General features: G+C 63.5%; 11 protein-coding genes. 4 read left to right on the forward strand and 7 right to left on the reverse strand.

The genetic code is table 11. The features are described from left to right. Positions 1–9: 9 nt before the first annotated feature. Both PSFL_RS27080 and PSFL_RS27085 read right to left on the reverse strand, forming a co-directional pair. Entirely contained in the window at positions 10–1,329 is a 1,320-nt protein-coding gene (locus PSFL_RS27080; protein WP_057960212.1) for an ATP-binding protein, read from the reverse strand. Next, a complete protein-coding gene (locus tag PSFL_RS27085) occupies positions 1,329–2,009 on the reverse strand; it encodes a response regulator transcription factor (protein WP_057439143.1) in 681 nt (226 codons plus the stop codon). Before PSFL_RS27085 ends, PSFL_RS27080 begins: the two co-directional genes overlap by 1 nt. 171 nt (positions 2,010–2,180) lie before the next feature. Between PSFL_RS27085 and dsbD the strand changes: the two genes are divergently transcribed. The 3 genes from dsbD to dsbG are packed head-to-tail and all read left to right on the forward strand — an operon-like array spanning position 2,181 to position 5,517. Next, a complete protein-coding gene (gene dsbD, locus PSFL_RS27090) occupies positions 2,181–3,911 on the forward strand; it encodes a protein-disulfide reductase DsbD (RefSeq protein ID WP_198848806.1) in 1,731 nt (576 codons plus the stop codon). Continuing rightward, on the forward strand, positions 3,911–4,780 hold the full coding sequence (locus PSFL_RS27095) for a TlpA disulfide reductase family protein (RefSeq protein ID WP_057439144.1): 870 nt from the start codon (positions 3,911–3,913) through the stop codon (positions 4,778–4,780). Before dsbD ends, PSFL_RS27095 begins: the two co-directional genes overlap by 1 nt. Further along, positions 4,756–5,517, forward strand: coding sequence for a thiol:disulfide interchange protein DsbG (gene dsbG, locus PSFL_RS27100; protein WP_397470673.1), 762 nt, complete (start codon positions 4,756–4,758; stop codon positions 5,515–5,517). Before PSFL_RS27095 ends, dsbG begins: the two co-directional genes overlap by 25 nt. 129 nt (positions 5,518–5,646) lie before the next feature. Here dsbG and PSFL_RS27105 read toward each other — a convergent pair whose 3' ends face one another. The 3 genes from PSFL_RS27105 to PSFL_RS27115 all read right to left on the reverse strand — a co-directional run bounded on the left by PSFL_RS27105 (position 5,647) and on the right by PSFL_RS27115 (position 23,029). After that, positions 5,647–9,069: a hypothetical protein gene (locus PSFL_RS27105; protein WP_397470674.1), complete on the reverse strand. Its 3,423-nt coding sequence runs from the start codon at positions 9,067–9,069 to the stop codon at positions 5,647–5,649. A 177-nt stretch (positions 9,070–9,246) separates the two neighbouring features. After that, complete coding sequence (locus PSFL_RS27110) at positions 9,247–22,200, reverse strand: non-ribosomal peptide synthetase (RefSeq protein ID WP_397470675.1); 12,954 nt, start codon at positions 22,198–22,200, stop codon at positions 9,247–9,249. 70 nt (positions 22,201–22,270) lie between these two features. Then, positions 22,271–23,029 carry a thioesterase II family protein gene (locus tag PSFL_RS27115; protein ID WP_057439146.1) on the reverse strand — a complete coding sequence of 253 codons (759 nt, stop codon included), beginning with the start codon at positions 23,027–23,029 and terminating at the stop codon, positions 22,271–22,273. Positions 23,030–23,341: 312 nt separating this feature from the next. Between PSFL_RS27115 and PSFL_RS27120 the strand changes: the two genes are divergently transcribed. Then, a complete protein-coding gene (locus PSFL_RS27120) occupies positions 23,342–23,893 on the forward strand; it encodes an RNA polymerase factor sigma-70 (protein ID WP_029298131.1) in 552 nt (183 codons plus the stop codon). Positions 23,894–24,052: 159 nt separating this feature from the next. Here PSFL_RS27120 and PSFL_RS27125 read toward each other — a convergent pair whose 3' ends face one another. Continuing rightward, a complete protein-coding gene (locus PSFL_RS27125; protein WP_397470676.1) occupies positions 24,053–25,066 on the reverse strand; it encodes a GNAT family N-acetyltransferase in 1,014 nt (337 codons plus the stop codon). An 81-nt stretch (positions 25,067–25,147) separates the two neighbouring features. After that, on the reverse strand, positions 25,148–25,945 hold the full coding sequence (locus PSFL_RS27130; protein ID WP_115127868.1) for an ABC transporter substrate-binding protein: 798 nt from the start codon (positions 25,943–25,945) through the stop codon (positions 25,148–25,150). Positions 25,946–25,953: the final 8 nt, after the last annotated feature.

The raw sequence follows: 25,953 nt of genomic DNA on the forward strand, positions 1-25,953 counted from the left end.
AAGGAAAGATCAGCGTCGCAGCGGCATCCCCAGGTCGACCCGCAGGCCGTCGGGCTGGCTGTCGAAGGCCAGGGAACAGGAACAGCGCTGGACAATCGCCTGCACGATGGCCAGGCCCAGGCCACAACCACCGCTGTTGCCATTGCGCCAGAAACGTTGAGTCAGATGTTGCAGGTCTTCGCTGGAGATCGGCGCGCCGTGGTCGCGCACGCGGAACACCACCTGATTGCCCTGGGTAAACACACTCAATTCCACCCGCGTATCGGCCGGGGTATGGCTCAGGGCGTTATCCAGCAGGTTGCGCAAGGCGGCAACCGCCAGGCCCACGGGCATTTCCACCGGGTTATCGGGCAGGTTGTCCGGCAAGATCAGGTCGATGCGCCGGTTGTCGCCGGCGTTGGCGTCCTGGATCGCCAGGCGCGCCACCTGCTCGGCACTGGACTGCAAGCCGTCATCAAACGACAGGCTGCCCTCGACCCGCGCCAGCAGCAGCAATTGCTCAAGGGTGCGATGCAGGCGGTCGGCGCCCTCCTCGGCATGGGCCAGGGATTGGTCGCGGGCCGCGCCGTCGGTCATGCGTGCCACTTGCAGGTGGGTCTTGATCGCCGTAAGGGGGCTGCGCAGTTCGTGGGCGGCATCGCCCGTCAGCCGGCGCTCGCGCTCAATGGCCTTGGCGATGCGTTGCAACAGCTGGTTCTGAGTGTCGAGCAACGGCTTGAGCTCGCTGGGCAACGGATGAATCTGCAAGGGCTCGAGGGAGTCGGCGCTGCGGCGCATCAAGGCATCGCGCATACGGTTGAGTGGCACCAGGCTCTGGCCGATCCCCAGCCACAACAGGCACAGGCAGCCCAGCAGAGCCACGCCCACCGGCACCGAGGCCGCCAGCAGGATCGACATATTCAGCGCCTCGCGCTCCACCTGGCGGTCGGCGGTGGTGATAAACAAATCGCCCCGGGCCAGGGTAAAGCTGCGCCAGGCGGCGCCGTCGATGATCTGGTCGCGAAAGCCACTCTGCCGGGATTCCAGGCCCTGATCCGGGGTGGTATGGCTGCGCGCCAGGACTTCGCCACGCAGCGAACTGACCTGGCACGCCATGCCCCCCGGCACATTCAATTGCTCGGCGCCAAAGCGTTTGCCCTCGCCCACACTGGCCAGGCCGGGCATCTGCTCCATCAGCCCGGCCACCATGCGCGCCGACGCCACCAGTCGCTGATCCAGGGAAAACATCATCTGGTTACGCAGGTCGTTGAGCATCCAGGTCGCTGCCAGCACCCAGATCAGCACAAAAGCGGCGCCCAGCTTGAACGTCAGGCGCAGACGCAGGCTCATCACGAAGCGTCCTCTCCACCGTCCGCCGGGCCCAGGCGGTAGCCCAGGCCACGCACGGTCTCGACAATGCCATTGCCCAATTTGCGGCGCAGGTGGTGGATATGCACGTTGAGGGCGTTGCTTTCCAACTCATCGTTAAAGCCGTAGACGCTGTCTTTGAGCTGCTCGCTGGACAGCACCCGGCCACGGTTGTGCAGCAGTGCCTGCAACAACGCCTGTTCACGGCGGGACAAGTCCACCGATTGGCCGCCCAACAGGGTCTCCCGGCTGCTGGGGTTGTAGGTCAGCCGGCCATGCTCGATCAGGTTGACGCTACGCCCGGCCACCCGGCGCAGCAGGGTTTGCAGGCGGGCCGCCAGTTCACGCAAGTCGAAGGGCTTGAGCAGGTAATCGTCGGCGCCGGCCTGCAGGCCGTCGACCCGGTTGGTCACTGAATCCCGCGCGGTGAGGATCAGCACCGGAATCTCCAGGCCTGCACTGCGCTGTTGTTGCAGCAGTTTCAGGCCGTCTTCATCCGGCAGGCCGAGGTCGAGCACCATGATGTCGAACTCCGCCGCCTTGAGCATCGCCCGCGCGGCTGCGGCCGTGGCTACGCGCTCGACCGTAAAGCCCTGGGCGCCGAGACCGGCAACGATGCCACTGGCAATCAGGTCATCGTCTTCACAGACCAGTACGTGCATGCTGAACCCTTTGCAAAAATGCTGATTTAAAGGAGGGCGGATTAAGCGCGCATTATGCCGGCAAAAGAGGCGCGCTTCGAAAATCCCGACACTCTAGAATAGCCCGGTTAATCATCGGTTAATCAGCACCCCACATTGTGTGCCCCACTTGCATCGAACTAAGGCTTGACCATGCGGCATCTGTTTATCTTCCTGTTGGTGTTGTTCACCGGATTGGCCCAGGCCGCGCCTGGCAACAATCCGTTCGAGACCAAGGCCGAGTTCCTCCCGGTAGGCAAGGCCTTCACCTTTACCTCCGAGCGCCTGGCTTCCGGTGAAACCCAGCTGTATTGGCAGATTGCCGACGGTTATTACCTGTACCAGCAACGCATGAAATTCGAAGGCCTGGCCGAACAGCCCGTGCTGCCCCAGGGCGAAGCCCATAGCGACGAGTTCTTCGGCGAGCAACAGGTGTACCGCCAGGGTCTGGAAGTGAAGCTTCCGGCCGGTGCCACCGGCAAGGTCAAGCTGGGCTGGCAGGGCTGTGCCGATGCCGGCCTGTGCTACCCACCGCAATCGCTCACCGTGGACCTGGGTGGTAACCCCGCCGTGGCCGCCACCGCCGAGGCCCAGGATGAAAGCCTGGCCAGTGGCCTGCAGCAACGCAGCCTGGGCTGGAGCCTGCTGGTGTTCTTCGGCCTGGGCCTGCTGCTGGCGTTTGCCCCGTGTTCGCTGCCGATGCTGCCAATCCTTGCTGGCCTGGTGGTGGGCAGCGGTGCCAGCCCACGCCGTGGTTTTGCCCTGGCCAGCAGTTATGTGGTGTGCATGGCCCTGGTGTATGCCGCCCTCGGCGTGCTGGCCGCGCTGGCCGGCAGCAACCTCGCCGCGCTGCTGCAAACCCCGTGGATCCTCGGCAGTTTCGCCGGGTTGTTTGTGATCCTCGCCCTGCCGATGTTCGGTTTCTTTGAACTGCAACTGCCGGCCTTCCTGCGCGATCGCCTGGACAACGCCAGCCGCCAGCAAAACGGCGGCAGCCTGATCGGCGCCGGGGTGCTCGGCGCCTTGTCCGGTCTGCTGGTGGGCCCGTGCATGACCGCGCCCCTGGCCGGCGCCCTGCTGTATATCGCGCAAAGCGGCAATGCCCTGCACGGCGGCCTGATCCTGTTTGCCATGGGCATCGGTATCGGCGTGCCCTTGCTGTTGCTGGTGACCGTGGGCAATCGCTTCCTGCCCAAGCCGGGCACCTGGATGAACGTGCTGAAGGGCGTGTTTGGCTTCCTGTTCCTCGCGACCGCCGTGTTGATGATTCGCCCGGTCGTCGACGAAAGCCTGTGGCTCGGCCTGTGGGGTGTACTGGCGCTGGTCATGGCCTACTGCGGCTGGAGCCTGGCCCGTGAGTACGGGCTGATCGCCAAGGCACTGGGTGCCGGCTCCCTGGTCCTGGGGCTGTGGGGCGCGATCCTGGTGATCGGCGCCGCCGCTGGCAGCGACGACCTGTGGCAGCCGCTCAAGGTCTTCGGTGGCTCGACGGTGGCCGGCGCGCCGACTGCCCATGACAGCTTTATCACCCTCAACGACCCGGTAGCCCTGCAAGCCCAGCTCGACAGCGCCAAGGCCCAGGGCCAATGGGTGCTGCTGGACTACTACGCCGACTGGTGTGTGTCGTGCAAAATCATGGAAAAACAGGTGTTCGGCAAACCCGAAGTGATGGACGCCCTGAAGGACGTACGCCTGCTGCGCCTGGACGTCACCGCCGACAACGCCGCCAGCCGTGAGCTGCTCGGTCGCTACAAAGTCCCTGGCCCACCGAGCTTCGTCTGGATCGGCCCCGACGGTGCAGAGCGCCGCGCCCAACGCATCACCGGCGAAGTGGATGCCGCAGCCTTCCTGCAACGCTGGACCCAGACCCGGGAAGCACTCTGATGCTGACCTTGACCATCGGCACCTTTGCCATTGCCTTGAACCATCTGCTGCTGATCAGTGCGCTGATCCTCGCCACAGTCGTGGGCTGGCGCGTGGCCAAGCGGGGCGGCGAGAACCCCGAATCGGTGCTGTTCAGCCTGTTCCTGCTGGGCATGCTCAGTGCGCGTATCGGCTTTGTCTTGATGTACTGGTCGTACTACCGCGACGACCCGTTGCAGATCGTCGACCTGCGCGACGGCGGTTTCCTGGCCTGGCCTGGGGTGATCGTGCTGATCATCGCCGCCCTGCTGTGGAGCTGGCGCCGCCCGGCCCTGCGCAAACCGCTTAGCGCCGGTGTGGTCAGCGGCCTGGCCTTCTGGGCACTGGCCAGTTTCTCGTTGAACATCTACGAAAAAGGTACGCGCCTGCCGGACATCGCCCTGCGCAATGCCGATGGCGAAACCGTGCAACTGGCTGACTACCAGGGCGGCCCGCTGGTGATCAACCTCTGGGCCACCTGGTGCCCGCCCTGCCGGCGGGAAATGCCGGTGCTGGAAAACGCCCAGAAGCAGCGGCCGGACGTGACCTTCCTGTTCGTCAACCAGGCCGAAAGCATGCAAAGCGTCAGCACCTACCTGGCTACCCAGGGCCTGAACCTGGACAACGTGCTGTTCGACGCCAGTGGCCGCCTGGGCCAGGCCGTGGGGTCCATGGCCCTGCCGACCACCCTCTTCTATCAAGCCGATGGCCGGCTGATCAACAGCCACCTGGGCGAACTGTCCCAGGCCAGCCTGGCCCGCGCCATGGAATATTTCGACCCCACGGACAAGACTGCCGCCAAGACGGCCCCTGCAAGGAAACCCTTATGCCCCGCCTCTGCCACCTGCTAACCCTGCTGCCCCTGACCCTGGCTGCCAGCCTCGCCCACGCCGAAGAATGGCCGGCGCCGATCAAACAGATCGAAGCCAAGGGCGCCAAGATCATCGGCAGCTTCGACGCGCCGGGCGGGCTCAAGGGCTATGCCGCGCAATACCAGAACCGCGGCATGGCGCTGTACCTGACCGCCGACGGCCAACACGTGATCGCCGGCAATCTGTATGACGCCAAGGGCAATGACCTGAGCACCGCGCCCCTGGAAAAGCTGGTCTACGCCCCAATGGCCAAGGAAATCTGGGCCAAGATGGAACAGAGCAGCTGGATCCAGGACGGCGATAAAAACGCGCCGCGCACCGTCTACCTGTTCAGCGACCCCAACTGCCCGTACTGCAACATGTTCTGGGAACAGGCACGGCCCTGGGTCAAGGCGGGCAAGGTACAGTTGCGCCACATCATGGTCGGGATTATTCGCGAAGACAGCCCGGGCAAATCGGCGGCGCTGCTGGCAAGCAAGGACACAGCCCAGGCCCTGGAAGAACATGAGTCTGCCGGCAAAGCCAGCAAGCTCAAGGCCCTGACCAAGATTCCGGCCCAGATCCAGGCCAAGCTCGATGCCAATATGAAGTTGATGGAGGAGTTGGAGTTGTCGGCCACGCCGGCGATTTTCTATCTGGATGACAAGGGCCAGTTGCAGCAACAGCAGGGGGCGCCGTCGCCGGATAAGTTGGGGAAAATCCTCGGGCCCAAGTGACTCGGATTAACCCCACGCCACTAACAAGAATGCCCGCACAAAGCGGGCATTCTTGTATCTCGTTGGTCCAATACCTAACGGCCGAACCCGAGCGTTTGCTCACCCCTTTTCTGCAGGGCGGGCATTAGCTCAATGACGATAAGTCTCGCCACCATGCCAGATGGTTAGCGAATCAATCGCTCCATGCACAAGACACAAAACGTCAATACGGACTATTTTTGCTCCGTTTTCAGCCTCGAAATCGACCCAGGTCCTCGTCGCTGCCTCACGTGTCCCAAGTAGCTGATTATTTTCACCAAAGAACCTGAACGTCGCGATATCGGTGCCGGTATTTGCATAACCGAATCTCACCCGTGCGCATCTGAACTTAAACTTCAGACGTGATAGCTGCATTGTATTAGCGCTACCGCAGCGCACTGCCAATGCCTTGCCCTCAATCATTCCCGGCACCAGTTCTCCGGCAGTTCTGACTGGATGAAGCCCAATTCCAGGGGGAGATGAGGCTGGTAATTCAAAATCCAATAAGCGCGTATTGATGATAGTCCCTGCCCCCAGATACTCCTGGCTCGGATAACTCTCAAAATCATCAAAATCGGTTAAGAAATTGGCCCGGATAATCAGCTCCAGAATCGGAAACACCACCGCTTCACTTTCATGGGTACTGCCATCGGCGGTCACCTTACAGGTAAACATCAGGCGGCTGAGGTCCTTCAAGAGCTCAAGTTCGAAACGCTGTAACGCCTTTTTCAAACCTGTACTCGCTTCACCTGCTGTCACCCCCTGACCCAAGTAAACGTTGATCGTATAAGGGTTGCCATTCTTTTGGGTACCGACGCCCCGCAACCATACTTTCTGGTCCGGCAAGATAAACCACCAGGGTTCAACGGTGATATCCGCGTTCCCATTAAAGGTGCGTAAGTCCAGAATATTGTTGGTTGCCTGCGGCACCACCGGCACCGGCAAATGTATCGGATCGCTGATTTGCAGATCGAGGTCCGGAGAAGTCGCCACTTTGCACAGGCTGGTAACGGTGTAGTTGATCTTCACCGTCTTGCCAATCCCACGAATCACCGCCTCCCGGGGGATATGGAAATCCACGTAATCCGGGTCATTGCTGCCAGGCTTCGAGGCCAGCGGCAGGCAGGTACCGTCTGCGCGTTTCCAGCACACGCTGATTGCATGGCCGGGGCTGATCAGGTCATAGGCCACTCGCACCGTCACGCCATCGCGGCCGTTGTATACCGTGAGCTGCGAGCCTACCGCTTCGCGCACCGTGGGCGCTTCGAGTACCAGGTCCTCCTGGGCGATTTCGAGGGTCAGCGATGCAAATTCCTTGGCGCTGGCCTTGTCGGACTCGCCATTGAAGTTCACCGCGAAATGCACTTCAAAGGCACTGCAATCCGCCAGTTTTTGCAGTTCGTTGCGCGCCAGTGCCGCGGTGACGCCACCGGCCAGCCATTCCTCGGTTACCGCCTGACCTTCCAGCACCTCAAAACGGTAGGGGCTGCCATCCTCCAACTCACCCGTCACCCACAGCCAGCAAGGTTGGCCCAGGGCCAGATAGGACCAGGTAGCCACCATCGCCGTGGCATCGCCCCCAAAGGTATTAAGGTCCAACGTGCTGCCCGTGGCCTGTTCCACCGCAGGCGCGGGCAGGCCGCTGAGATCCAGGACCTGCACCTCTTTCACCGGCGACTCCCAGAAGCCACCGCAGGCACGCGACACATTGTAAGAAACCGATATTTTCTGACACAGGTTGGCGCTGATCGCAGAGGCCGGAATCGGGAACACCATGTTTCGCTCATCTACACCGACAGTACGACACTCCAACGCCGGCGAACCGAGCCCTGGTGTGCCGGTAAACGTCGGGCACACCCAATCCCCCGGACACATATGCCCGTACGCCACCTGAAGATGCGCGCCCTCCACCGTGTTCACCGGGTTGAGTAGCCAGCCGTTGGCGCCGCAGTCTACGGACTCGACGAGATGGGGGGCCGTCAACTCCAAGTGGGGCTCGGTGAGCAGATTCACCAGCAGTGAAGGAAAAGACCTGTAGACCGGCCTTGAATCCTTACGCGGAAGAAACTCGACACTAAAGAGAACATACAACTGGCTGTCATGTTTGAGCGCCGCCAGTTGGGCCCGAGACAAGGTTCTGGTCCAACCGCTACGCACGTCTTCTTCAGTAATCGGCGCGTCATCAAAAGGGAGCAGCCGGGCTTTCGAGCCATCCGGGTAAACACCACCGATAAACAACTGAATAACCTGGCTGGTGCCGATAAACGGCCAAGGCGCGACATGAACAGTCACCGGGTCATCACAGCACATCCCTCCAAGGTCCAGGGTGTTGAACGGCGCTTCGAAAATCTGCGGCTGGGGCAGGTTGGCCGGCAGTGGGATCCTGACCACACCTTCAGGCGACGTGTACGGCTCCCCATCCCGGGTCACGGTATAGGAGAAATGCGCGAAGTTATCCAGGCGCATGCCCACGTATTCCGGCGGCACATGGAAGTCGATGCACCCCTCCTCTACGCCATACTGCGGTGCAATCGGCGCGCAATCACCGAAGGTGGATTCCCAGCACAGGGCAATATGGTCCGTGCTCTGCATATCCTCGTAACAAACACGTACCGTGGCCCCCTCCAACAACTTGAGGGGATCAACCTGACCCTGGCCTTGCGCCTCGACCAATATCGGGGCTTGCAAATGCAGGGAGGTATCGACAAACAACAGCGCCGTGTTGCGAGGATGAAACTCGTGGGCGTTTTCGGGCAGTCGGGTTTCGTAGATCGGATCGACCGGTACCGGCGGCTTGGGATCGGCGCCATCAAAGATCACGGCGATATGAAGGGTCAGTGCCGAATAGTCTTCCCGTCGCGCCATCCAGCCCCGTGACAGCTTGAACTCAAAGACATGATCGTCATGGGCTTCGGCCTCCATGACCACATGGTCCCGCGCCACCCAGCTAAACGCGAACGGCGGCTTGTGCTGATCACCGGCCACATTGATAAACAGGCGCTGCCCGGCCTGAATCATGGGCCAGGCGTTAAGGCGGATGGTCTCATCGCCCCTGAATGTCTTCATATCCAGTTGCCAGGTGCTATGGACATACTGGGCATGCTCAAACTTCGGCAGCGACTCCTTGAGGTCCGCCTCCCTGATCTGCTGGACCTCCAACTCCAGCACCAGCGATTCCTTCAACTGGCCTGCCACCCGCGCGGTGTACCAGACCAAAACCGTATGCCCAATGCTGGTGCTGACCGATTGCCAGGGAACCGGAATATCAATACTGCCGCTGGTACTGCCCGGTTGCACAACAGGTTCAAACACCGGCTCGTCCTGGCCCTTGATCGCCCAGTACAAGGTAATGGGCCCCGTGCCCATTCCCGTAAAAGCGACGGTCGCGACAGTGCCGTTTTTCGCCTTGATGGGGTCCAGGGTGTTGTTATTGACGGCGTAGCGAATCTGCGGATAGGGCAATTCGACAGCAACCTCGGCAGGTGCCTGGGTAGCCGCCAACGGCGGGCTTTGGGGGGTGGTTTTTTTGACCATGATGCGACCTCCTGTCTGGGAAAGATAACCAGCAAGCCTGCTGGGCAGGCCCAAATCTGCAGTTATCTAGCCCCGGAAACAGGAGGTTTGCCTACTGTCAGAATTGACAGTAGGCACCCCAAAAATGTGCAAAACCGACCAATGGCGTGCCGCCTGTATGGCGGCCCGTTCGCCGACTCAAAGCCCCTCCAGCTCCGCCATCAAATCGCTCAGGCGGTCCACCGTGCCGGCACTGATGTCACTGGCCGCCAAGCCCTCGATGTACGTCGCCAACTCCGCCACCGTGCTGCATTCGAACATCGCCCGCAGCGGCACATCCCGTTGCAGGCTCTTTTGCACCCGCGAGGCGATTTGCGTGGCCAGCAACGAATGCCCGCCCAGCTCGAAGAAGTTATCCAGCACGCCCACCTGCTCGACCTTCAGCACCTCGGCCCAGATTGTGGCCAGGGTCTGCTCCAGCTCGCTGCGCGGCGCCAGGTAATCCTGGCTGTGCAACTGACCGATCTCCAGAGCCGGCAAGGCCTTGCGGTCGAGCTTGCCGTTGGCGTTCAACGGCAGGCGCTCCAGCCACAGCCAGTGCAACGGCACCATGTACTCCGGCAGTTCGCTGCGCAGGCGCTGCTTGATGCGGTCCAGGCGTTCGCCAGGGTTAAGGCTGGCATCGCTCGCCACCAGGTAACCCACCAAGTGCTTGCCATTCACGCCCTCCTGCACACCCACCGCCGCGTCGCGCACCTCGGGCTGCTCGTGCAGGCGCGCCTCGATTTCACCGAGTTCGATGCGGTAGCCGCGAATTTTCACCTGATGGTCGATGCGCCCGACGTACTCCAGCACCCCATCGCTGCGCCGCCGCGCCAGGTCGCCGGTGCGATACAGGCGTTCTCCCGGCGCACCAAATGGATCCGCCACAAACACTTGCGCAGTACGCAGCGGGTCGCTGACGTACCCGCGCCCTACCCCGGTGCCCGCCACACACAACTCACCCACCGCCCCTTGCGGCACCAACTCCAGCGCGCCGTCGAGCAGGTACAAACGGTTGTTGTCAGTCGGCGTGCCGATCGGCAGGTAGGTGCCACGGGTCGAGGCCAGGTCGACGCAAAAGAACGCCACGTCATCCGAGCATTCCGCCGGACCATAGGCGTTGACCAGGCCGATATCCGGGTAACGCAGCAGCCATTGGTGCGCCAACTCTGGCGGCATGGCCTCCCCCGTCGGCAGCATCCAGCGCAGGCCCTGCAGGCTGATGCGCTCCTGGACAAGCATGCCCTGGATCAGCGACGGCACGCTTTCCAGCACCGTGATGCCCTGGGCCTGGACATGGGCCAGCAGGCCCTGCGGATCATGGGCGATGGTGTTGGGCACAATGTCCACCCGTGCGCCAAACAACGGCGCGGCGAGGAATTGCCACACCGAAATATCGAAGCTTTGCGACGCGGTCTGGGCGATCACATCCTGCTCGCTCAACTGCAGGTATGGCACCTTGCTCAACTGATTATTGAGCATGCCGCGCTGCTCGACCATCACGCCCTTGGGCAGCCCGGTGGAGCCGGAGGTGTAGATCACGTAGGCGAGGTTGTCCGGGGCACTGTAGATCCCCGGATTGCTATCCGCGCCCGCCAACTCCTCCCACACCAGCAACTTCGGCCGCGCGCCGCAGGCAAAGTCTTCGAGCAACACCTGCGCCTGTTCAAGGCAAGCTGCCGTGCACACCAGCAGCGGCGTGCGGCTCAGGTCGATGATCCGGCTCAGGCGCTGGGCCGGCAGGCCGGGATCCAGCGGCAAATAACCGGCACCGGCCTTGAAGCTGCCGATGATCATGCCCAGCAGTTCCAGGCCGCGCTCGGCCAGCAGCGCCACCGGCTGATCCAGGCCGACACCCGCCGCGACCAGGGCATGGCCCAGGCGGTTGCTGTGCTGGTTCAGCTCGGCATAGCTCCATTGCCGGTCCAGGCAACTGGCGGCAATGCGCTGCCCATGCTGCGCCACCTGCGCTTCAAACAGTTCAACGTAGCTGCTTTGCAGCGGGTAGTCGTGGGCGCTCTGATTGCAAGCGTGCACCAGGAACTCACGCTCCTGCTCGCCAATCAGCGGCAGGTCGGCCATATCGCCATGGAAGCCCTGCACCAGCGCCAGCAGCAGGCGCTTGAACTCAGCAAGCATGCCCTGCACGGTGCTTTCATCGAAATAACGCTGGTCGTAGGACAGGTGCAGGCCCAGGTCATCCCCCGGGTAACACACGGCGGTCAGCGGGAAGTTGGTGTGGGTACGGCCCGAGTCCGAGGTGGCGTTCAGGCTTTGCGCACGGTCCAGCACCGAGACTTCCACCGGAGCGTTTTCAAATACAAACAGGCTGTCGAACAGCGGCTGGCCCTTGGGCAGTTCGCTGTGTTCCTGGATTGTCACCAGCGGCAGGTATTCGTACTCGCGCAGCTGCATATTGCTGTCGAGCAAGGCGCTCAACCAGTGGCGCACGCTGCACGGCTGATCGTCCTCGGGCAACTTGACCCGCAAGGCGATGCTGTTGATAAACAGGCCGACCGTGCGCTGCATGTGCGGCATGTCCACCGGGCGCCCGGCCACCGTGACGCCGAACAACACGTCACGCTCGCCGCTCAAGCGCCGCAGCACCAAGGCCCACGCCGCCTGGGCGAAGGTATTGACGGTCAGTTGATGAGCCTGGGCCAGCTCGCGCAATTGCGCACCATCACGGGCATCCAGACGGGTATAGCAATCCCCCACCACCATGCCGCCACTGTGGCCGGCGTGTTCACGCAGGAATGGCCGGTCGCTGGGGATCGGTGTGGTGCGCTCAAACCCTTGCAGGTTCTGCTGCCACCACTGCCGCGCCTCCGCCAGGTTCTGACGTTGCAGCCAGGCGATGTAATCGCGATAGCGTGGCGGCGCGGCCAGTTGTGCTTCGCGACCTTCACCCAGGGCGGTGTAGATATCGAAAAAATCATTCATCAACAACGAACGGCACCAGGCATCAATCAGGATGTGGTGGTTGCTCATCATGAACCAGTAACGGGCCTCGCCGACGCGGATCAGGCGCAGGTGGAACGGCGCCTGATTGAGCAGATCGAAACCGGCCTCGCGCTCGCTTTTGAGCAGCGCTTGCAGGCGCGGCTCCTGTTGCTCGGCCGGGGTGCCGGTCCAGTCCAGGTATTCGATCGGCGTGCTGCCGGGCTTGTGGATCACCTGCAACATCGCTTCGCCGACGTTCCAGCAGAACGACGCACGCAAGGCTTCATGCCGGGCGATCACGGCTTTCCAGGCCAGGGCAAAGCGCTCGGGGTTGAGCTCGCTGTTGATGCGGTAGCGGTCCTGCATGTAATAGAGGCCGGTGCCCGGCTCCAGCAGGGTATGCAACAGCAGGCCTTCCTGCATGGGCGTCAGCGGATACACATCCTCGATGGCGCTGGCCGGCACCGGCAACGCGTCCAGTTGCACCTGGGTCAGGTGCGCCAGGGGGAAGTCGGACGGCGTCAGGCCGCCGGCATCATCGCGCAGGCAATGGGCGATCAGGCTCTGCAACTCGCCCAGGTAGGCCTCGGCCAGCTCGCTGATGGTCTGGTGGTCGTGGCGCTCGCGGCTGAAGGTCCAGCGCAGCAGCAGTTCGCCGCCGTACACCTGGCTGTCCACACTCAAGGCGTTGGGCAGTGGCGCATCCGGGTCATGGGCCGGGCCGGCAGACACGTCCAGCGGGTGGAACAGCGCCTGGCTGTCGAAGCTCTGGTCGAACTGCCCGAGGTAGTTGAAGGTAATCGAGGCGTTCGGCAACGCCGCCATGGCCTGGCGACAGGTACGGTCGGCCAGGTAGCGCAGCACGCCATAGCCCAGGCCTTTGTGCGGCACCGCGCGCAGTTGCTCCTTGATCGCCTTGATCGACGCGCCCTGGCCGCTGGCCTCCTCGATATCCAACGGGGTCAGGCGCAGCGGGTAAGCGCTGGTGAACCAACCGACACTGCGGGTCAGGTCGATCTCATCAAACAGGCTTTCGCGGCCGTGGCCTTCCAGCTGGATCAGGGTCGATGCGTGGCCGCTCCAACGGCACAGCACGCGGGCCAGTGCAGTCAGCAATAGGTCGTTGACCTGGGTGCGGTAGGCGCTCGGTGCCTGTTGCAGCAACTGCCGGGTGCGCTCGGCATCCAGGCGCACACTGATAGTCTCGGCGTCGCGGTTGCGCAGGCTGCCGTACGCCCGGTCCACCGGCAGTTCAACCGGCGGGCCCGCCAACTGTTGCTGCCACAGGCTCAGTTCTTCACGCAGGGATTCGCTACTGGCATAGGCCTGCAAACGCGCGGCCCAGTCGCGCAAGGCGCTGGTCTTGGCGGGCAGGCTGACGGCCTGGCCGTCGCTCAATTGGCGATAGACGTTTTGCAGGTCTTCGAGCAATACGCGCCAGGACACGCCATCCACCACCAGGTGATGGATCGCGATCAGCAAGCGTTGCTGGCCAAGCGGCCCGTCCACCAGCAAGGCGCGCAGCAGCGGGCCGTGCTCCAGGTCGAGGCTGCGCTGGGCATCGGCGAACAGCGCCTCGCACTGCGCCATATCCGCCACCTGGGCCAGCCACAACACGCCGCCTTCCGGCACGGCCAGATGCTCGGCGTGCCATTGCGCGTCGTGCTGGGTGAAGCTCAGGCGCAAGGCGTCATGGTGTTCCAGCACGGCCAGCAGCGCCTGTTCCAGGCGGTGCGGGTCCAGGGCCTGCACCGGCGCCAGCACCAATGCCTGGTTCCAGTGCTGACGCGCCGGGATTTCGCTGTCGAAGAACCAATGCTGGATCGGCGTCAGGCCCGAGGGGCCGGTCAACAGCCCTTGCTCGGCAGTGACCTGCTCACTGCACGTGGCCACTGCGGCCAGGGCCTGCACGGTCTGGTGCTGGAACAGGTCGCGGGGGCTGAAGTGAATCCCCGCCTGCCGCGCCCGGCTGACCACCTGGATCGACAGGATCGAGTCGCCACCCAGCTCGAAGAAGTTATCGTGCAGCCCGACCTGCTGCACATTGAGCACCGCACACCAGATCGCGGCCAGGCTCAGTTCCAGCGCATTGCTCGGCGCCACGTACTGCTGCCGATTGGCCTCGGGGTCCGGTTGCGGCAAGGCGCGGCGGTCGAGCTTGCCGTTGGCGGTCAGCGGCATGCTGTCGAGCACTATCAAGTGCGCCGGCACCATGTAGTCCGGCAGTTGCGCCTTGAGGTGGGTCTTGAGCGCCTCGCGCAAGGCGGCGTGATCGCGGGCATCGCTGACCAGGTACGCCGCCAGTTGCTTGCCACTCGGCGCATCCAGGGCCAGGACCACCGCCTCACGGACCGCCTCGTGCTCAAGCAGGCGGGTTTCGATCTCGCCCAGTTCGATGCGGAAACCACGGATTTTCACCTGATGGTCGATCCGCCCCAGGTACTCCACCAGGCCATCGGCACGCTGGCGCACCAGGTCGCCGGTACGATAGAGCCGCCCGCCATCGGCATACGGGTCGGCCACAAAACGTTCGGCGGTCATGCCCGCACGCTGGTGATAACCCTGGGCCAGGCCGGCGCCGCCCACGTACAGCTCGCCAGTCGCACCTTGGGGCACCAGCGCCAGGTCGGCATCCAGAATATAGGCGACCCGCGCGCCGATGATGCTGCCGATCGGCACGCTGCCGGCGCCCTCCTCCAACACCTCAGGGGCCAGGCTGGCCAGGGGCATGACCACCGTTTCGGTCGGCCCATAAGCATTGAAGAACAGCGCCGGCTGGAACGCTGCGCGGATGCGCTGCAGGTGCTCGCCAGTCAGCGCCTCGCCACCGGTGATGCACATGCGCACCGGTAGGGTCTGGTTTTGCGTGGCCAGCCATTGGGCCAACTGGCTGCCATAGCTAGGGGTGAAGCCGAGGATATTGATCCGATGCTCACGGATCAGCCCGCAAATTTCTTCGGCATCCCATTGCCCCTGGGCGCGCAACACCACCTGCGCACCACTGAGCAGCGGCACCAGCAGGCGCTCGGTGGCGGCGTCGAAATTGATCGAATAGAAGTGCAGCTCGCAATCGTCGGGGCGCATGCCAAAGCGCTCGATCACCGCCTGGCAATGCATGGCGATTTCACCGTGGGACACCACCACGCCCTTGGGCTTGCCGGTGGAGCCGGAGGTGTAGATCAGGTACGCCTGATGCTGCGCCAGGCTGATCGCCGGCAGGTCACTGGCCGGGTAGTTGGCGAGCACCGGCAAGTCATCTTCCAGGCACCAGCAACTGACGCTGGCGGGTAACTCACCAAGGGCGTCGAACATCGCCGCATCGCTGAGCAACAGGCCGATGCCGCTGTCTTCGATCATGTAGTGCAGACGGTCCAGCGGGTATTCCGGGTCCAACGGCACATAGGCGCCACCGGCCTTGAGGATCGCCAGCAGGCCGATGACCATTTCCAGTGAGCGTGGCAGCGCCAGGCCGACCCGCACCTGCGGGCCCACCCCACGCTCGCGCAGCATCCAGGCCAGGCGGTTGGCGCGGCTGTCCAGCTCGCGGTAACTCAGGGTTTGCCCGGCGAAGGTCAGCGCGGGCGCATCCGCACGGGCCTGCACCTGTGCGCTGAACAGCGAATGAATGCACTGGTCGAGACGGTGCTCGCCGGCCTCGATACCGAGGCCGTCTTGCAGGGCGCGTTGCTCATGTGCCTGGAGCATCGCCAACTCGCTCAAGCGCTGTTGCGGATCGGCAATCAGCGCCTCCAGCAGGTTGCGCCAATGGGCGGCCATGCGCGCAATGCGCGGCTCGTCGAACAAGTCGGTGCTGTAGGTCAGGCAGCAACCCAGGCGATGATCGAGGTCGGTGACTTCCAGGTTGAGGTCGAACTTGGTGGCACGCGCATCGTTGGCCAGGTACTCGACGGTCATCCCGGCCAGCTGCCGGCTTTGCTGGAACTCCCAGCGCTGCACGTTGCACATCACCTGGAACAGCGGGTTATACGCAGCACTGCGCGGCGGCTGCAGGGCTTCCACCAAGTGGTCGAACGGCAGGTCCTGATGGGACTGGCCTTCGATTACGGTGTGGCGCACGTGCTCAAACAGCTCAGCAACGCGCATCTGCCCGTCGAGCTGGCAACGCAGCACCTGGGTGTTGAGGAACGCGCCGATCAGCCCTTCGCTTTCCGGACGGATGCGGTTGGCCACCGGCGCACCGATGCGCAGGTCGGTCTGGCCGCTGTAGCGGTAGAGCAGCGTCGCCAGGGTCGCGGTCATGGTCATGAACAGGGTCAGGCCATGTTCGGCATTGAAGGCGCGCACCTTGGCGGCGAGTTCATCGCCAAGGTCAAAACGGTACAGCTCGCCCTGATGACTTTGCACCGCCGGGCGTGGCCGGTCGCTGGGCAGTTCCAGCAGCGGATGCTCGTTGCCCAGTTGCGTGGTCCAGTAGTCGAGCTGGCGCTGGCGTTCACCGGCCTCCAGCCATTGGCGCTGCCACACGCTGTAGTCCAGGTACTGCACCGGCAACGGTTCCAGGGGCGATTCGCGCTCGTCGATAAAGGCTTCGTACAGCGCGCTGAGTTCACGGGCAAAGATGTCCATGGCCCAGCCTTCGGTGACGATGTGGTGCAGGGTCAGCACCAGGTAGTGTTCCTGCTCGCCGGCCTTGACCAGACAGGCGCGCAGCAACGGTCCGGTTTCCAGGTTGAACGGGCGGTGGGCTTCCTGGTCGGCCAATTGCTGCACGCGCAGTTGGCGCTCGGCTTCGGTAAACGCCGAGAAATCCTGCCAGTTCATGCGCACGCTGCTTTGCGCGGCGACGTTCTGCCGGGCCACACCATCGACACTCGGGAAGGTGGTGCGCAGGGTTTCGTGGCGCATGATCAAGGCTTGCAACGCCGCCTCGAAACGCCCCACATCCAGCACCCCGCGCAAGCGCGCCATGCCACCGACGTTATAGGCCGGGCTGTCCGGCTCCATTTGCCAGAGGAACCACATGCGCTGCTGGGAATAGGACAGCGGCACCGGCTGGCGGCGATCCACCTTGCCGATCGCGCTCTGTTGGTTGCGTTGGCCGCTGGCCTGGATCAGGCGCACCTGTTCGGCAAACGCCCCCAGCTCACTGGTTTCGAACAAGGTACGCAGGGGCAGCTCCACATCACAGGCCTGGCGTGTGCGGGAGATGATTTGCGTGGCCAGCAGTGAATGGCCGCCAAGGGCGAAGAAGTCGTCGCGCAGGCCGACACGCGGCAGGCCCAGCACTATGCGCCAGATCGCGGCGATCTGCTGTTCCAGGGCGGTGTGCGGCTCGACATGCTCACGCACCTGCCACACCGGCTCCGGCAAGGCGCGGCGGTCGACTTTGCCGCTGGGGCTCAGGGGCATGACATCGAGGCGGATCAGTTGCGCCGGCACCATGTACTCCGGCAACTCGGCGGCCAGTGCGGCTTTCACGTCCAGCTCATCCAGCTCGCCGCTGGCCGTGTAGTAACCGATCAACTGCGCACCGCCGGCGGTCTCGCGAATCAACACCAGCGCCTGGGCGATGCCCTCCTGGGCCAGCAGCCGCGCCTGGATTTCTTCCGGCTCGACCCGAAACCCGCGCAGCTTGACCTGCTGATCCAGGCGCCCGAGGTACTCCAGCACGCCATCAGCCGTCCAGCGCACGCGGTCGCCGGTGCGGTACAAACGGGCGCCCGCCGCGCCCAGTGGGTCGGCGACAAAACGTTCGGCGGTCAGCCCGGCACGCCCCAGATAACCACGGGCCAGGCCAATCCCGCCGATGCACAGCTCACCCGGCACCCCTGCGGGCAGCAGGTTGAACTGCTCGTCCAGCACCCGGCAAAGCACGTTGCCCAACGGCCGGCCAATCGGCGAGCGCTCGCCGTCGGTGCGCTGACAGTGCCAATGGGTGACGTTGATTGCCGTTTCGGTCGGGCCATAACGGTTGTGCAACTGCACCGCCGGCAATTGCGCGAGGAGCCGATTGCGCAACTCGGCGGGCAAGGCTTCGCCCCCGGAAAATACCCGGCGCAGGCTGGTGCATTCGGCCGCCAGCGGTTCATCGACAAACAGCTGAAGTAGCGGCGGCACAAAATGCAGGGTGGTCACGCCATGCTCCTGCACCAACTGTGCAATGCGATGGGGGTCGCGATGCTCGCCGGGGCCGGCCAGTACCAGGCGGCAACCGCTGATCAGTGGCCAGAAACACTCCCACACCGACACGTCAAAACTGATCGGTGCCTTTTGCATCAGCACATCGCTTTCATCCAGCTGGTAAGTGGCCTGCATCCACTGCAAGCGCTCGGCCAGGGCGCCATGGGTATTACCCACGCCCTTGGGCTGGCCGGTGGAGCCGGAGGTGTAAATCACATAGGCGAGGTTGTCGGCATTCAAGTGCAGGCCCGGCGCCTGGGTCGGCCAGCTGTCAAGCTTGAGGCTGTCCATGGCGATCACCGAAACGCCCTCGGCCACCGGTAGCTGTTGCAGCAGAGGGGTCTGGGTCAGCAACAATTGCACGCCGCTGTCGGCCAGCATGTAGGCCAGGCGGTCGGCGGGGTAGTCCGGGTCCAGTGGCACATAGGCGCCGCCGGCCTTGAGGATCGCCAGTAAGCCGATCAGCAGTTGCGGCGAACGCTCGGCGGCAATCGCCACGCACACGTCCGGGCCGACGCCTTTGTCGCGCAGGTAATGGGCCAGGCGGTTGGCCTGGGTGTACAGTTGGGCGAAGGTCAGGCTGGCGTCCTGCCAGACCAGGGCGGTGCGCTCGTCGCTGTGTTGGTTGAGTTGTTCCGGCACCAGGCGCTGCGCCGGGGCGCACGGGGCCTCGCTCCAGTTGCGTTGCTCGGTGTGCTCGTCGGCCTGCAGCAGCGCAAGGTCGCCCACCGCTTGGTGCGGTTGCGCACAGGCCGCTTGCAACAGGTTGATCAAATGCGTGGCCAGGCGCGCGATGGTGCTGGCGTCGAACAGCTCGTCAGCGTAGTCGAATGACAGGCTCAGGCGCCCGTTGCGGTCTTCTTCGCTGTGCAGTTGCAGGTCGAACTTGGCTTCGCGGCTGTGCCACGGCAGCTCTTCGGCCAGCAGGCCCGGCAGGCGGCGCAAGGCACTCAGGTCACGCTGCTGGTGGTTGAACATGACCTGGAACAGGCCTTGTTCCCGGGCTTGGGGGAAGGCTTCCAGCAGCTGTTCGAAGGGTAAGTCCTGATGGGCCTGGGCCTCGGTGGCGGCCAGGCGCGTCGCCGCCAGCAGCTCGCTGAAGGGCAGGCGCGCATCCACTTCGGCGCGCATCACCAGGGTATTGATAAAGAAGCCGATCAGGCCCTGGGTTTCGTGGCGCCCACGGTTGGCGTTGGGCACACCGATGCGGATATCGCGCTGGCCGCTGTAGCGGTGCAACAGGCTCTGGAACGCCGCCAGCAACAGCATGAACGGCGTGACCTGGTGCGCTTGGGCGGTCTGGCGGATCGCTTCGCCCAGGCCGGCGTCCAGGCGCACGCTGTAGCGTGAAGCGCTGCGCCGTTGCTGGGCCGAGCGCGGGTGGTCGGTGGCCAGGCTCAAGATGGGATGTTCGTCACCCAGTTGCTGCTGCCAGTAGGCCAACTGGCGCTGGCCCTCGCCTGCGGCCAGCCATTGGCGCTGCCAACTGCCGTAGTCGGCGTACTGCACAGCCAGGGCCGGCAACTCGAGGCGCTGGCCCTGGGACGCAGCAGCGTAGAGGCGCGAGAACTCGTCGAGCAATACAGTCAGCGACCAGCCATCGGCGATGATGTGGTGCAGGGTCACCAGCAACTGGTGATCTTCATCGTCCAGGCGCAACAGCGTGACCCACAACAACGGGCCTTGCTCCAGATCGAACTGGGTGCGTGCCTCGTCCTCGCGGATCTGCGCGGCGCGGGTTTCACGCTCGGCCAGCGGCAGGTCGCGCAGGTCGCGCAGGTCGATGACTTGCACGGCAAACTCACGCTGTGCATCCACGCGTTGGTAGCCCTGGCCGTCGCGTTCATAGAACCGCGTACGCAGCGCTTCGTGGCGCTGGATCAGTTGCGCGAAGCTTGCGTGCAGCGCGTCTTCATCCAGCTCGCCGCGCAGGCGCAGGGCACCGGGGATGGTGTAGGCGCTACTCTGCGGGTCCAGTTGCCAGGTGATCCACAGGCGATTTTGCGCCAGGGATTGCGGCATATCCTGCTGGCGTGACAAGGCGCTGATTGCGCCCTGGGCCACGCCCCCCTCCGCCTGCAATTGGCCGACACTGACGGCGAAATCGGCCAGCACCGGCGCCTCGAACAGCAGGCGCAGATTGAGTTCCAGGCCCAGGGTTTCGCGCAGGCGGGCAAGCACTTGGGTGGCGCTGATGGAGTTGCCGCCGAGCAAGAAGAAGTGATCATCGCCAGCCACTTGCGCCACCTGCAACTGTTCGCACCAGATCGCGGCGATCTGCTGTTGCAGGTCTGACGCCAGTGCCCCATCGCCCGCCTGCGCGCGCTGATCGGGGAACTGCGCGTAGCTGTCGAGGCTGCCATCGGCCAGGCGGGTGCGGCAGGCCGAACGCTGGACCTTGCCACTGGAGGTTTTCGGCAACGCGCCGGGGTTGAGCAGCACCACCACGCAGGGCGCTTCTTGATAGGCCTCGGCCACTGCCTGGCGAATGGCTTTGATCAGGGCTTCCGGCGGCAGGATCTTCTGCACGCTGCGGCTGATTTCTGCGGCGATGCCGATACCTTCCAGGCCCTGGTCATTCACCGCAAATGCCGCGACACGCCCCTTGCGCACCACTTCCACTTCGCGCTCGACGGTTTGCTCGATGTCCTGCGGGTACAGGTTGTGCCCGCGCACGATCAGCAGGTCTTTCAGGCGCCCGGTGATAAACACCTCGCCGTCGCGGATAAAGCCCAGGTCACCGGTGCGCAACCAGGTGCGACCGGCGTGCTTTACAAACGTCTCGGCGGTGGCTTCGGGGTTGCGCCAGTAGCCGTGGGCAATGCTCGGGCCGGTGGCCCAGATTTCGCCGACGCAGTTGTCGTCCAGCTCGGCGAGAGTCTGCGGCTCGACGATCAGCACCGCGTGCTCGGGCTGGCTCGTGCCACAGCTCATGATCGCAGTGCCCTGCCCTGGTTCGGCACGGTTGGCGGCCAGCGCCTGTTCGTCCAGGCGCAACGCCGGGATGCCCTGGCCACGGGTGCCGCCGGCGACAAACAGGGTCGCTTCGGCCAAGCCATAGGAGGCGAAGAAGTTGTTCGGGGTAAAACCGCACGGGGCGAACTTCTCGGCGAAGCGCTCCAGGGTGTCGAGACGGATCGGCTCGGAACCGGAATAGGCCACGCGCCAATGGCTCAGGTCCAGGCGCTCAAGGGCCGAGTCGCTGACCCGCTCGCTGCACAGGCGGTAGGCGAAGTCCGGGCCACCGCTGATGGTCCCGCGGTATTGGCTGATCGCTTCCAGCCAGCGCAACGGGCGGCCAAGGAAGTACGCCGGCGACATCAACACGCAGGGCACGCCGCTGAAGATCGGTTGCAACAGGCCGCCAATCAAGCCCATGTCGTGGTACAGCGGCAGCCAGCTGACAATCACGTCATCGGGGTTGAGGTCGATGCCAAAGCCGCGACGGATCAGCAATTCGTTAGCCACCAGGTTGCCGTGGCTGACTTGCACACCTTTGGGCAAGGCGGTGGAGCCGGAGGTGTATTGCAGGAAGGCGATATCGTCGTCCTGCAGGTTTGGCGCGACCCAGCCGGCGGCGATTTCGCTGTGCAGTTCATCCACGCAGAGCAAGGGCGGCGCTTGCTCGATCTGCCCCAGGGCGTCGCGCAAACCACTGCTGGTCAGCAACAGCCTGGGCTCGGCATCGGCGATGATCGACAGCAACCGCTCCTGGTGATGCCGGCGAGTGGACTCCGGCGGATAGGCCGGCACCGCGATCACCCCCGCGTACAGGCAGCCAAAGAACGCCGCGACATAATCCGGGCCGCTGGGGAACAGCAGCACCGCACGCTCACCCAGCCCGGCCGAGGCCTGCAAGGCGGCAGCGATGGTGCGGGCGCGCAGGTCCAGGTCACGGTAGCTGAGCACCACGGTCTCGGCGGCAGACTCAGCCAGAAAGCGCAGGGCCACCTGGTCCGGGGTCTGCGCGGCGCGGCGCTGGAGAGACTGGACCAGGGTGCGGGGAAGTTCGAAGGCGTCCATCATGAGGGGTTCCTGCCTGAAATCGGCTTACGGGGAAATCGGGGATAGAGGGCATGGGCGCGCGGCGGCGTGTTCAGCCGGTCGCCAGGGCCGCCCGCCGTGCAGCGCTATGGCGCCAGCGGGTCAAGTGCTCGTCGGCGTAGCGGCGCAGGCAGCGCAACAGTGAGCTTTCCTGTTGCACCAGAAAGAAATGGTGCCCCTCGAACATGTCCAGGGAGAAACCACTGGCGGTGTCTTCCTGCCAGTCGAGTAACTCGTCGGCGCGCACGTCGTCCTGCTTGCCGCCAAACACATGGATCGGCATCGACAACGGCTCGCGCTCGCCATACTGGAAACTGCCACACAACAGGAAGTCGGCGCGCAGGATCGGCAGCGTCAATTGCATCAATTCGCGGTTGGTCAACGCGTCTTCGGGCGTGCCCTTGAGCTTGCGCAGGCGCTCGATCAGTTGGGTGTCGTCTTTTTCAATGGCGTATTCGCTGACATCCCGTCGCGCCGGGCCGGCGGTGGCCGAAGCAAACAGCGCCAGGGGTGCAGGCAGCCCGCGTTCGCGCAGGGCATGGGCCAGCTCGAAAGCCAGCAAACCGCCCAGGCTATGGCCAAACAAGGCGTAAGGGCCGTCGAGTTCGGCGCTGATCTCATCCGCCAACTGCGCGGCAAGCACCTTGATATCGCGCTGCAAGGGCTCGTCCATGCGCATGCCACGCCCCGGCAACTCCAGCGGGCGCACTTGCAACCACTCCGGCAGTGCCCGACGCCAGCGGCTGTAGAACATGGCGCTGGCGCCCGAATAGGGCAGGCAAAACAGGCGCAAGCGGGTCGACGTGCTCATCTCAGACCACCCCTGCCTGGATCGCTGGGTTCTCGCGATAGAAACGCATGTCGTCCTCCTCCGGGTGCAAATCCATGGCCGGCGTGTTGGCTGGCCTGTCACCAATGAGAACGGATGGCCCGGCAAAATAATTAGTCTGCCTGCCAGGGCCGGCACACAAAGAGAAGCGCCTCACAGTTTGTATTTCGGTATAAGATTAGTTCCACTTCTCATTTGACAATCATTATCATTAAGCATAATTTGTTGCCCGATGTGTAGGAGGCCTCAGCAGGGATGCCCTCCACTAACCATATTTGCAGCAAGGTGATTTCCATGACGGAACAAGTATCCACAAGCAGGTGCGATTCACCGTTACTCCAGGCGTTTGTCGATAATCGACTGATCCTGGTCAAGATCGCGGCGCGCATTACCGGCTGCCGTTCCCGTGCCGAAGACGTGGTGCAGGACGCCTACTTCAGACTGCAATCGGCCCCGCAGATCACCTCATCGTTCAAGGCTCAACTGAGCTACCTGTTCCAGATCGTGCGTAACCTGGCTATCGACCACTACCGTAAACAGGCCCTGGAACTGAAGTACTCCGGGACGGAAGAGGAAGGCTTGAATGTGGTTATTCATGGTGCTTCACCGGAAACCTCGCACATCAATTTTTCCACCCTGGAAAACATCGCCGACGCCCTGACCGAACTGCCCCAGCGCACGCGCTACGCGTTCGAGATGTACCGTCTGCATGGCGTGCCGCAAAAGGACATCGCCAAGGAACTGGGGGTGTCGCCAACGCTGGTCAACTTTATGATCCGTGATGCGTTGGTGCACTGCCGTAAGGTTTCGGGGACCCATAGCGATACGTTTGCCCGACGGGTCTGAGCACCACGCCATTGCAATGAGGCATGAGCTTGTGTGGCAGCGGGCTTGCCCGCAATGGCATTGGATCAGCCAGTCAATCCAGTGGCTGACACACCGCTATCGCGGGCAAGCCCGCTCCCACACAAGCCCCCACAGTTGATCTTCATTGCCCCCAAGGTCTCAGGCCAACCCACACCGCTCAAAAAACCGCTCCCGCCCCAGCATCATCAGCGCCGCGCGCTTGTGGGGGAAGTCGAACTCCTTCTCGCAGTGGAAACACTGGTTCTGCATATACCCAATCATCTTCGCGTTGTCGGCCCTGGGCTCCGCCACCACCCACTGGGTGCGCGGGTCGTCGAGAAACAGGTAGTGCACCAACGCCGCCAGCCAACTGGCCACCTTGTGCGGCCCGCGGTGGTGCTCCTCCCCCACCAGCATATGGATGCCCCGATCGTAATCGTCCACCTCATAGAACGGCGCAATGCGATCCTCCCTGGCCCAATACGCCTCGAAATAGGCAAACGGCTCATCGTCGAAACAGCCGATCAGCGTCAAGGCATGTGGGTCAGCTGCAAGCTTCTCCAGATACTCCCGATGCTGCTCCAGGCTGCCGCTTTCCTGCCAGAAACTGGCGACCCGCGCGCTGTTCTGCCAGCGATTGAAGCGGGCCAGGTCCACGTCGATCTCCAGCGTACGCAGTGAAATCCACGCGCCCAGGCGCGCGTCGAAACGTCGGTAGACTTCGCCGCACGGTTTGGGCGCACGCACCGGATGGCGCTTGCCATTGCTGAGGATCATTTGCTGCGGATAAGCGCCACTCACCGGCTGGCCCAACCACGGCTGTGGCAATTGCCAGAACAGAGTGCGCTCGCAACGGAACTGCCCTGCCACATCCGTGGCCAGCAGCAGGCCGCTGCGCAGGGCCTCGTCAGGGGCGTGTTCGAGGTGCCAGACCAGTTGCTGGCGCTCAGGCTCACGGGCAAACAGCCAGTAACAGGCGGCCCACAAGGCCTGCACCGACGGCACCTCACCGGGGCTTTGCAACTGCAGGTGCAGCTCTTCGCCGCGCGCCAGGCGCAGACGCACCAGCGGCTGGCCAGCGAGAGTCAGGGTCAGGCGGCCATCGCTTTCGTCTGCGTTAAGGGCAGGCCCTGCCGGGAGTGGCAGGACTGACAAGTCTTGGGGATTGGGCATGGAGGGGGCTCACGATAATCGTCGACAGTTAGACGAAGTGACGTGAACCAGCAGCAAAAATTTAAGCGGGCGTTACCCGGATCAGGGTGCGTCAGCTACCGGCAGCACATCAATGCGGTACGGTTCGAAGATCTTCAACAGCTCGCCGCTGTCGCGCAGATCCTTGAGCAATGCGGCAAACGCCGGGCCGCTGATCGCCGCCTTGGGCCGCAGCAAAGCGTAGTGGTGGTACACCTGATCAATGCGCTCCGACACCAGGAACTGCCCGGCGGTGTCGGGATTGCGCACCATAAAGTCACTCAGGTAGGAACGCGTGACCAGGGCGATATCCGCGCGGCCACGGGTCACCATCAGCAAGTTGCTGTCATGGGAATAGGTCAAGGTGGCGTTGAACTGCGTGGCCATGGCCTTGGGGTCGGGGTTGAAGTTGGCGAAGGCGTAGTGATAACCGCTGAACACCGCCAGGCGCTTGCCCGCCAGATCGGTGAAATAGCCCTGGTCGCGGCCGGTCTGGCGCTGGGTGACGAATATCTCGGCGTCCTCCAGGCCCATGTCGACACTGGTATGGGGGATATCCTGCCAACCCCACTGCGGGTTCTCGAAGATGGCCATATCGACCCGGCCCTGCTGGAAATCACGAAAACGCCGGGGAATGGAGGTGGGTACCAGCACAAACTGGTACTCGCGCTGCGCACGGTTCAGCGCCTCCAGCAATTGCGGGAGCAGCCCGCTGTCGGCGCCCTGCTCCGGGCGCACCGTATACGGTGGAAAATGCGCAGCACCGACCCGTACCAATTGGGCCGCCGAAACCTGCGCCTGCCACAAGGTGCCCATTGCCCATACTGTTAATCCTGCAGCCAGCCGCAATGGCGAAAACATCAGGCACG

Source organism: Pseudomonas sp. DD1, assembly GCF_044510355.1.
Lineage (GTDB): Bacteria > Pseudomonadota > Gammaproteobacteria > Pseudomonadales > Pseudomonadaceae > Aquipseudomonas > Aquipseudomonas shahriarae.